Source organism: Arcicella gelida (assembly GCF_034931025.1).
Taxonomy (GTDB): domain Bacteria; phylum Bacteroidota; class Bacteroidia; order Cytophagales; family Spirosomataceae; genus Arcicella; species Arcicella gelida.
The window spans coordinates 1-10,210 of sequence record NZ_JAYGIL010000057.1 but is presented as its reverse complement, the minus strand read 5'-3'; the positions used below and the strand labels follow the sequence as shown (position 1 = coordinate 10,210).

Genomic DNA, 10,210 nt, shown 5'->3' with positions numbered 1-10,210 from the left:
TCTCAGTATTTCCTCTTTAAAATCAGGCTCGTAATGTGCGTGTGATTTCTTGGGTTTCTTTAATTCCATTTTCCGCATTTTTTATGCAAAAAAGTGTGCCGTTTTTTTGAACCACCTCATAGTGCTTCTTGTACGTCATTGAAGTGTTTTATACTTCCTTGCCTTACGGTTTTATCTTTGTGTAAATCCCATTCACTTGAAACAATTTCTGGTAGTAAAATTGTGATATTCCCTCTTTCTACCTCTTGTTTAATGAAATGTAGAAGTCTAACAGGTTCAGTTCCGTTAGCTAAATAAATCCATGTGTTTGTATCTAGTGATATGTAATGCATATTTTCAGTCTTTACTTAGGTTTTATGTTGAGTTTCTATCCTGTTTGAAATATTATCTTAAACTGTTTAAACTATGTTATATGTTGAAAATGATTTTTTCGTACTTTATGAGTATGTAAAACATTTCCCGTTTTGGTATCAACAAACATGATTTCGTTGATTTTTTTGTTTAATTCTGATTGATTATCGACTCCAAGTAAAGCTGGATAAATATAGCTTTCAAGTTTTCCATAATACACTTCAAAATCACTTTTTATATCATAAGAAACAAAGATATTGTTAGCAGGGTGAGCGTCTGGAAACCAGCTTTTAATCCGTTCTCTGATAGATGGTGCAATGCTGAAAGTATAACCATCCATTTGCTTATTGACACTTATTTTTATTGCTTCCATTTTCTTCAAGATTTGTTAAAGCAAATATACGAAAAAGGGCTATTGTAAATACTTGAAGAGAAATAACGATACGTTCAGTGCGTCAGTTTTTAGCTAGTAATTTTTTCTAATGATTATTGTGACGCCTAATGCTTGAGCGTATTAATGCTTATTTCCAATCTATTTCTGTTGGAAAATGCTTGGAAACATCTGTATCTAATCTATTTCTGTTGAAAAATGCTTGGAAACATCTGTATTTAATCTATTTCTGTTGGAAAATGCTTGGAAACACTTGTATCTTGTCTATTTCTGTTGGAAAATGGTCAGAAACATCTGTATCTAATCTATTTCAGTTGGAAAATGATTAGATACACTTGTATCTAATCTATTTCTGTTAGAAAATGATTGGAAACATCTGTATCTAATCTATTTCTGTTGGAAAATGATTGGAAACACTTGTATCTAATCTGTTTCTGTTGGAAAATGATTGGAAACACTTGTATCTAATCTGTTTCTGTTGAGAAATGCTTAGATACAAATGCGGATTAGGTCAATCATTTTGGAAAGTATTATCATTGTAAATGCAAAGCTTTGCAGTTGTTCGGGCAAACAAAAAATCCCCATCTCGTTGAGATGAGGATTTTTTTGAAGTATAAACTCGAATCAATTCATTGAAACAGATAAGTTCTACAAACCTTTACCAGTTGCTGCCCAGTAAATACCGCCATAGATATGATCTAAGAAAGTTTGGTCAGAGAACGTCAATGGAATATGTCCTAAAGCAGTATAGAATGCTCTACCGCCGTCGTAGTTATGATACCAAGAAATTGGGTGGAATTTACCCATGCCTTTTCCTTCGTTTGTTCCCCATTTTGCATAAGGCTCATAAGATTTTTCATCTACCGAAATCAAATAATGTAAATCTGTTGATTTTAGGTCGCCAAATTCATACCATTCGTCTGTCCAAAGGAATTTTTTAGGGAAACGCTCCATTCCCGGGAAGTTTGAATCTTCAACTTTCAAATATGCCGTTTGTTGTGCAGGGTGAATTTTAAACATCATACCCACCATTTTAGTGTACCAAGTCCAGTCGTACTCAGTATCCGATGCGGCATGAATTCCCACATAGCCTTTTCCAGCACGAATGAATTTCTCGAATGCTGTTTGTTGCTCATCATTCAAAATATCACCAGTTGTGTTTAAGAAAATCACGGCACTGAAATTCGCCAAATCTTTATCGTTGAAAACAGTAGCATTTTCTTGCCAAGTCACCGAGAAATTATGACGAGCCGCCAATTGGCGAATCGCTGCTACGCCTTCATGAATTGATTCATGGTGAAAACCCGCAGTTTTAGTGTATAACAACACTTTAAATTGCTGTGCGAAAGTTGTGCTGGTAAATGACAAAGCCAACAAAAACAAAAGAGTACTTTTGAAGAAATTATTTTTCATTTTCTTGAAATAGTTGATAGTTGAATAAGAAGATAATAGAATATTGTTGTAATGTTTCAGCAATCTGATACTATTAATGGATTACAGATTGCTGATACCGTTTGTTCACTACCATAAGTGATGAACCAATGGTTTAATACTATTTTGATATACCTGATTGATATTTGAAACTTGTTCTGACGTTAAAGCTGGAATGTTGAAAACATCTAAATTCGACAATACTTGTTCTGGACGAGAAGCCCCAGGAATTACAGTACTTACTGCATCGTGTTGCAAAATCCAACGCAAAGCGATGGGTGCTAAATTCGGATGTTCTGGAAATAAAGCCTTCAATTCATCTACTGCCGAAAGACCCGTTTCATAGTCGATACCAGAAAAAGTTTCGCCTTTATCGAAATGCTCGCCATTGCGGTTGAAATTGCGGTGGTCGCCTTCTGTAAAAGTAGAGTTTTTAGAGAATTTACCAGTTAATAAACCACTCGCCAAAGGTACTCTGACGATGACCCCAATGTCTTTTTTCTTTGCTTGTTCAAAAAACAATTCAGCAGGACGCTGACGGAAAACATTAAAGATAATTTGTACTGAAGTAACGTTATCGTACTCGATGCCCTTCAACGCTTCTTCTACTTTCTCGACGCTGATACCCAAGTTTAATATTTTCCCTTCATCTTTCAAACGGTCGAACAATTCAAAAATCTCTGGACGATAATATACTTCTGTCGGCGGGCAGTGCAGTTGAATTAAATCAAGGGTTTCTAAACCCATGTTTGTCAAACTATCTTCCACAAATTTACGAAGTACCGCTGGTTGATAGGCTTGGTTTACGTGCGGATTTAATTGTCGTCCGCATTTTGTAGCTACAAAAAGGCGTTCAGAACGAGTTTTTACAAATCTTCCAACTGCTTTTTCGCTTTCACCATTGCCATACACATCAGCAGTATCAATAAAATTAATACCTGAATCTACAGCAGCGTTAAGAATAGCATCTGCTGTTTCATGACTGAAATCAGCACCCCATTTTCCGCCTACTTGCCAAGTACCCAAACTGATTTCTGAGATGTCAAAACCTGTTTTTCCTAACTTTCTATATTGCATTTTTGGATTGTTATTTTTGTTTATCTTTTTGTAAGAAAAGTTTCTTGAGATATTGACTTTGAGCTTTTTTTCTAAAATTACTCAATTTAAAAAGCTCAAAACTCACGGCTCATAGCTAAAATCTCAAAATCTCTTCAATCTTAGTTAATTCTTCTTGACTGAAATTTTTGTTTTTCAAGCAATCTAAAGAATCTAATAACTGCGAAACTCTACTTGCACCAATCAACACCGAAGTAACTCTTGCATCTTTTAATAACCAAGCCAAAGCCATTTGTGCTAAAGATTGTCCACGTTCCAGAGCAATTGCATTGAGTTTTTCCAATTTAGCAAGTACTTCTGGCGTCACTTGACTGGTTTGTAAAAAGCCATGTGCTTTAGAAGCTCTCGAATCACTTGGAATACCTTTTAAATATTTATCGGTTAAAAGTCCTTGTGCTAAAGGTGAGAAAGGAATACAACCCACGCCTTCACGACCGAGTACATCTAATAAGCCACCTTCAACCCAGCGTTCAAACATCGAATATTTTGGTTGATGAATTAAACAAGGAGTACCTAATCTGTTCAGAATGGCGATGGCTTTTTCGGCTTCTTCCGCTTGATAATTAGAAATACCAACATATAAAGCCTTTCCTTGTCTGACGATTAAGTCCAAAGCCGCCATTGTTTCTTCTAATGGCGTATTTGGGTCTGGACGGTGATGATAGAAAATATCCACATAGTCTAATCCCATGCGTTTTAAACTTTGGTCGAGACTAGACACCAAGTATTTTTTTGAACCCCAATCGCCGTAAGGACCAGGCCACATCAAGTAACCAGCTTTGGTAGAAATCACGAGTTCATCACGATAAGGGATGAAGTCTTTTTTCATGATTACACCAAAATTCTCTTCGGCAGAACCCGGAGGCGGACCATAATTATTGGCTAAATCGAAGTGCGTGACACCATTATCGAAAGCTGTTTGAAGAATAGCACGGTAGTTTTCAAAGACATCAACACCACCGAAATTATGCCATAAACCTAAAGAAATAGCAGGTAATTGTAAGCCACTATTGCCACAACGGCGAAATTCCATCGGACGGCTACCCGTTTGGTCGTAGCGAGTAGGATTTGCAAGATAAGTCATTTAAATAAAATTCAGGGAAGTTTTGAAATCGTTAATTAATAGTTGAAATAATGCTTAGATATTTTGTAAACCGTTTTCAATTGAAAACAAATACGAGCTGTTTTCGCATTATACAAATGTAATATAAATAGCCATGTAGTTTGATAGGCTTTATCATTGTTTATTTAGATTTCTAAAGCTTACCGAATTGTTATACTTTCTGATTTTGCCTTCAAGTATTAAAATATTGAAATCAAACACTGAAATTAATTACCGATTTTTCATTTAGCGAATTTTCGCTAAATGAAAAATCGGTAATTTGTATAAAAATATTTTCTCTGGAATCTTAAAAGTTTTGCAAAATAAAACCTAATGATTTTAACTATTTAAAGAATTATCTTTTGAAGCTAAAGGTTTATTCAGAAAATAATAATTGGTATAAGTATTTATTACTAAAATATTATTTGGTGTTTCTTTGGAATTAAGAAATTAACTCCTGTATATTTGTCAAGTAAACAAAGAAAAAATAGCGAAATTTCGCTAGAAAAATTCTAAGAAAAGATGTTCAATCAAATTATCAATATCGTCCTAGTGATTATTCTACTCCCCCAACAGGTGTGAGACGGTTTGATATTTTTACTATACCAAGACCTTTCTCACACCGGAGAAAGGTCTTTTGTTTAAAAGGATTTCAATTCTTAGAAAAATGTAAAAAAAGCAGATAAAGTACAAATCTCATTTTTGATAAAATAAATTAACCAAGTAATCATGTTACAATTTAGTGAAAACACTAAATGCTGATTCAAAACAATTTCAATTCAAGATGTCACAAGAACTAAACAAATTCTCAAGAACCCTTACGCAAGAAGTAACAAACCCAGCAGCAAAAGCAATGTTATACGGCATTGGTTTAACTACTGAAGATATGCAAAAAGCCCAGATTGGTATCGCCAGTACAGGTTATGAAGGAAATACTTGTAATATGCACCTCAATGGTTTGTCGGTTCATGTGAAAAAAGGAATCCAAGAAAATGGCATGGTAGGTTTGATTTTTCATACAATTGGGGTTTCTGATGGGATGACGAATGGAAACAATGGGATGTCTTATTCATTACCTTCTCGTGATTTAATTGCAGATTCAATCGAAAATGTAGTTGGAGCACAATGGTACGACGGCGTAATTGCCGTAGTAGGTTGTGATAAAAATATGCCAGGTGCAATGATGGCGATTGCCCGTTTAAACCGCCCAGCGATGTTGGTTTATGGTGGAACAATTCGTTCTGGAGAATACAAAGGACAAAAATTAGACATCGTTTCGGCTTTCGAAGCTTTAGGGAAAAAATTTGCAGGCAATATTTCTGATGAAGATTATGAAGGAGTAATCAAAAATGCAATTCCTGGAGCCGGTGCTTGTGGCGGTATGTACACAGCCAACACAATGGCTTCGTCGATGGAAGCAATGGGCTTGACTTTGCCAAACTCTTCATCATATCCAGCAACTCACGAAGGTAAAAAAGCCGAGTGTTTAGCAATCGGTGCTGCAATGAAAAACTTGTTAGAGAAAAACATTTGTCCACGTGATATTATGACTCGTAAAGCATTTGAAAATGCGATGACTGTTGTAATGGCAATGGGAGGCTCTACGAATGCTGTACTTCATTATTTGGCAATAGCACGTGCCGCAGAAGTTGATTTTACATTGAAAGATATTCAAGATATTTCAGACCGTACTCCACTCATCGCTGACTTAAAACCATCTGGAAAATATTATATGGAAGATATGTTGGCAATTGGCGGTGTACAAGCAGTAATGAAATACTTATTACAAGAAGGTTTATTACACGGTGACTGTATGACCATTACGGGTAAAACAATTGCTGAAAACTTGGCTGAAACTCCTGAAATCAATTTTGAAACTCAAAAGATTATCAAACCTTTAACTGAGCCTATCAAAGCAACTGGTCACTTACAAATTTTATATGGCAATTTGGCCACAGGTGGTGCCGTTGCAAAAATCACAGGAAAAGAAGGAGAGAAATTTGAAGGTGTAGCCAAAGTGTGTGAATGTGAAGAAGAAGTAATTGAATTTTTACAAAAAGGAGAAATTGTAGAAGGACAAGTAATTGTGATTCGTAACGAAGGACCAAAAGGTGGACCAGGAATGCCAGAAATGTTGAAACCAACTTCTGCAGTGATGGGGGCAGGCTTAGGAAATAAAGTTGCGATGATTACCGACGGACGTTTCTCTGGTGGTACACATGGCTTTGTTGTTGGTCACGTTACTCCAGAAGCCCAAGTAGGCGGAAATATTGGTTTAGTAAAAGACGGAGATTTAATTACAATTGATGCCGTAAATAATATTCTTCACGTACACGTTTCAGACGAAGAATTAGCAGAAAGACGTAAACTTTGGAAGCCAATTGAGTCTCCATTTAAACAAGGTGTTTTGCGTAAATACGTGAAAAACGTATCATCAGCAAGCGACGGCTGTGTTACGGATTTGTAGGAATTTAGCATTAATTCATATTTTGAAAGCTCTCGATAATTAAAAAACTAAGAGAAGTATATGAAATTAGATCGTAACTTTTTTAAGATGGGAAGCCATTTAGAAAGTGGTGATAACCGAAATTTTTGGAAGGATAAAACTATTATAGAACGATTAGAAGCATCATTTTATCTAAATAGTATCTCTTATAATTTTGACATTAAGAATCCTCCTAAAATGGACAAAACTCTTTTTTCATATAGAAAACACTTATGAGTAATATTTTTAATGAGGACTTTCAAGACTTTCTTAAAGCTTTTAACAAGTACGAAGTAAAATATTTGTTGGTAGGAGGATATTCTGTAATACTACACGGTTATCCTCGCACAACAGGTGATATGGATTTATGGGCTGAAAAAACAAAGGAGAATTATGAAAGAATAGTTAAAGCATTTGCAGATTTTGGCATGCCAATTTTTGATATGACGATTGATAACTTTTTAAATAATCCTCTAATTGATGTCTTTACTTTTGGAAGACCACCAGTATCAATAGAAATACTCACCAATGTTAAAGGCTTAATATTTAAGGACTCTTTTGAAAAGTATGTTGATTATCAAATAGATAGTGAATTAAGTATAAAGTTGATACATTATGATGATTTGATTTTAGCAAAAAAAGCAGCTGGTCGTCCAAGAGATTTGAATGATATTGAAAATTTGAAAAAATAAGAAAGCCATTAATAGATTAGACTAACAAAACCACAATCTGACATTTATTCATTACAAATAAAGAAATTTAATAACCATGGAAAACTCACAAACCATGACCGTAGAGGAACAGAAAACTGAACCTGCCAAGTTTTTGACAGGAGCGCAAGCAATCATGCAATGCTTGGTAGAAAATAATGTAAAAACCATTTTTGGTTATCCGGGTGGCGCAATCATGCCAACGTATGATGCCCTCTATGATTATCAAGATAGAATCAAACATATTTTAGTCCGTCATGAACAAGGTGCTGGTCATGCAGCACAAGGTTATGCTCGTATGACAGGTCGTGCTGGGGTTGCCATGGTAACTTCTGGTCCAGGAGCTACTAACTTAATGACACCAATTGCTGATGCTTTATTAGATTCAACGCCAATGGTTTGTTTGGTTGGACAAGTAAAAGCGAATTTATTAGGAACTGATGCTTTCCAAGAATGTGATATCATCGGGATGTCGATGCCAGTAACGAAGTGGAATTATCAAATTACTGATCCTAACGAAATTCCAGAAGCAATGGCAAAGGCTTTTTACATTGCTGAGTCTGGTCGTCCGGGTCCTGTTTTATTAGATATTACTCGTACTGCACAAGCAGATTTGATGACGATTCCTTTTGAATACAAACCTTGTACTGAAATTGTAAGTTATCGTCCTCGACTTACGCCAAAACAAGAGCAAGTAGAAGCTGCAGCCAAATTGATTAATGCTGCACAAAAGCCTTATATCTTTGCTGGACACGGTATTATTATTGCTAATGCACAGCAAGAATTTGATGATTTTGTTCGTAAAACGGATATTCCTGTTGCTACAACATTATTGGGTATGTCGGCATTGCCATCAGACCATCCTAATTATATTGGTTGGTTGGGTATGCACGGAAATTATGGTGCGAATGTGTTAACAGATGAAGCTGATTTAATCATTGCCATTGGTATGCGTTTCGATGACCGTGTTACAGGTGATTTATCAAAATTTATCAAGCAAGCAAAAGTTGTTCATATTGATATTGACCCAGCTGAAATCAATAAAAATGTGTTTGCTGATGCTCCTGTAATTGGCGATGCTAAACAAGCTTTAAAAGCCTTATTACCACTAGTAAAAGAGCGAAAACACGAAGCATGGAAAGCTGAATTTAAGAAGTACGACGAAGCTGAATTTGAAAAAATTACAAAACGTGACGTATTCCATGATGGCGACAAAATCAGAATGGGAGAGGCCGTTACGATGCTTTCTAATAAAACAAAAGGTGAAGCAGTAACCGTTACAGATGTTGGTCAACACCAAATGGTTACAAATCGTTATTATCAATACAATACTTGGAATTCACTGGTTACTTCTGGTGGAGCAGGAACGATGGGCTTTGCTTTGCCAGCAGCATTTGGCGCTAAAGTTGGTGCACCAGACCGTGAAGTAATTGCTATTATTGGTGATGGTGGCTTCCAAATGACACTTCAAGAATTAGGAACGATTGCCCAAAGTGGATTACCTGTGAAGATTATTATTTTGAATAATAATTTCTTAGGAATGGTTCGCCAATGGCAACAATTGTTTTTTGAAAAACGCTACTCTTTTGTAGAATTACAAAACCCAGATTTTATCACGATTGCCAAAGGCTTTGGTATTGCAGGACATACTGTTAGTGACAGAGCGAATTTGTCAGATTCTTTAGATACTTTATTGGCTTCTGATAAACCTTATTTGTTAGAAATCATTTGTGAAAAAGAAGAAAACGTTTTCCCAATGGTACCAGCAGGAGCAAGTGTTTCGGCAATTAGATTAGAGTAAATTTATTGAGTGAATGAGTGATTGCTGATAGAGTGATTTTTGAAATCAGCAATCATTTTTCTCAGATTATTCTAATCACGGTTTATTCTGTTAGCTAAAATCTAAATTTAGAAGTTAAAAATGACAACATACACATTATCCGTTTTTACAACCAATACCATTGGTTTGTTGAATCGAATTACCATTATTTTTACAAGGAGAAGATTAAATATTGAATCCTTGAATGTTTGCGAAACCGAACGTAAAGGCGTTTCAAGATTTACCATTGTAATTCGTCACGAAAGCCGTGAGGCTGTTGAAAAATTGGTTCGTCAAATTCGTAAAGTAGTTGACGTATTGGCAGTTTTTGGTTACTTGGACCATGAAATTGTTTTCAACGAAATTGCTCTTTTCAAATTAGCAACGCCACTTGGCGGTTCGCCTTTGAATATTAAAGAAATTAACCTTGATTGGAATGCGAAAGTAGTTCACTGGGGACTCGACTACGTGGTGATTGAAAAGAACGGCACAGAAACTGAAATCGCAGAGTTTTATCAGTACATGAAAAACTGGGAAATTTTAGAATATTTAAAATCTGGAAGAGTAGCCGTTGGCAAAACTGAAAAAGGTTTAGTAGAATATCTTCCAGAGCATGAATGGGAAATTGTATAGAGCCACAGAAATTATAAGATTGGTTAAGAAAATAATACATTTTTAATCAAAAAAGGCTTCCCTTGAAAATTGTTTTTCGATATTGATTTAGAATAAAATCCACTCATATTCTGGGTGGATTTTTCATTTCACTTACGGTGATTTATTAAAAAAATACAATTTTATTTGACTT

At 35.4% G+C, this 10,210-nt stretch carries 9 protein-coding genes; 4 read left to right on the top strand and 5 right to left on the bottom strand.

Translation table 11 applies throughout. The annotated features are described in order from the left end of the window. Window positions 1–116: 116 nt before the first annotated feature. From VB776_RS24135 to mgrA, 5 genes are all read right to left on the bottom strand, one after another. Entirely contained in the window at window positions 117–332 is a 216-nt protein-coding gene (locus VB776_RS24135) for a PIN domain-containing protein (RefSeq protein WP_323699410.1), read from the bottom strand. 71 nt (window positions 333–403) lie between these two features. Beyond that, window positions 404–724: a hypothetical protein gene (locus VB776_RS24130; protein WP_323699409.1), complete on the bottom strand. Its 321-nt coding sequence runs from the start codon at window positions 722–724 to the stop codon at window positions 404–406. Between the two features lie 666 nt (window positions 725–1,390). Beyond that, on the bottom strand, window positions 1,391–2,155 hold the full coding sequence (locus tag VB776_RS24125) for a ThuA domain-containing protein (protein WP_323699408.1): 765 nt from the start codon (window positions 2,153–2,155) through the stop codon (window positions 1,391–1,393). A 108-nt stretch (window positions 2,156–2,263) separates the two neighbouring features. Beyond that, on the bottom strand, window positions 2,264–3,250 hold the full coding sequence (locus VB776_RS24120) for an aldo/keto reductase (RefSeq protein ID WP_323699407.1): 987 nt from the start codon (window positions 3,248–3,250) through the stop codon (window positions 2,264–2,266). A 115-nt stretch (window positions 3,251–3,365) separates the two neighbouring features. Next, window positions 3,366–4,373, bottom strand: a complete 1,008-nt coding sequence (mgrA, locus tag VB776_RS24115; protein WP_323699406.1) for an L-glyceraldehyde 3-phosphate reductase — start codon at window positions 4,371–4,373, stop codon at window positions 3,366–3,368. Between the two features lie 802 nt (window positions 4,374–5,175). Here mgrA and ilvD point away from each other — a divergent pair. From ilvD to ilvN, 4 genes are all read left to right on the top strand, one after another. Next, complete coding sequence (gene ilvD, locus VB776_RS24110; RefSeq protein ID WP_323699405.1) at window positions 5,176–6,858, top strand: dihydroxy-acid dehydratase; 1,683 nt, start codon at window positions 5,176–5,178, stop codon at window positions 6,856–6,858. A 251-nt stretch (window positions 6,859–7,109) separates the two neighbouring features. Continuing rightward, a complete protein-coding gene (locus VB776_RS24105) occupies window positions 7,110–7,568 on the top strand; it encodes a DUF6036 family nucleotidyltransferase (protein WP_323699404.1) in 459 nt (152 codons plus the stop codon). Window positions 7,569–7,644: 76 nt separating this feature from the next. Continuing rightward, window positions 7,645–9,387: a biosynthetic-type acetolactate synthase large subunit gene (gene ilvB, locus VB776_RS24100; protein ID WP_323699403.1), complete on the top strand. Its 1,743-nt coding sequence runs from the start codon at window positions 7,645–7,647 to the stop codon at window positions 9,385–9,387. A 120-nt stretch (window positions 9,388–9,507) separates the two neighbouring features. After that, entirely contained in the window at window positions 9,508–10,038 is a 531-nt protein-coding gene (gene ilvN / locus VB776_RS24095; RefSeq protein WP_184134927.1) for an acetolactate synthase small subunit, read from the top strand. Window positions 10,039–10,210: the final 172 nt, after the last annotated feature.

Coding starts and splice junctions, on each gene's coding strand:
- VB776_RS24130 (WP_323699409.1), bottom strand. CDS start 724: ATGGAAGCAATAAAAATAAGTGTCAATAAGCAAATGGATGGTTATACT.
- VB776_RS24135 (WP_323699410.1), bottom strand. CDS start 332: ATGCATTACATATCACTAGATACAAACACATGGATTTATTTAGCTAAC.
- VB776_RS24125 (WP_323699408.1), bottom strand. CDS start 2,155: ATGAAAAATAATTTCTTCAAAAGTACTCTTTTGTTTTTGTTGGCTTTG.
- ilvB (WP_323699403.1), top strand. CDS start 7,645: ATGGAAAACTCACAAACCATGACCGTAGAGGAACAGAAAACTGAACCT.
- mgrA (WP_323699406.1), bottom strand. CDS start 4,373: ATGACTTATCTTGCAAATCCTACTCGCTACGACCAAACGGGTAGCCGT.
- VB776_RS24120 (WP_323699407.1), bottom strand. CDS start 3,250: ATGCAATATAGAAAGTTAGGAAAAACAGGTTTTGACATCTCAGAAATC.
- ilvN (WP_184134927.1), top strand. CDS start 9,508: ATGACAACATACACATTATCCGTTTTTACAACCAATACCATTGGTTTG.
- VB776_RS24105 (WP_323699404.1), top strand. CDS start 7,110: ATGAGTAATATTTTTAATGAGGACTTTCAAGACTTTCTTAAAGCTTTT.
- ilvD (WP_323699405.1), top strand. CDS start 5,176: ATGTCACAAGAACTAAACAAATTCTCAAGAACCCTTACGCAAGAAGTA.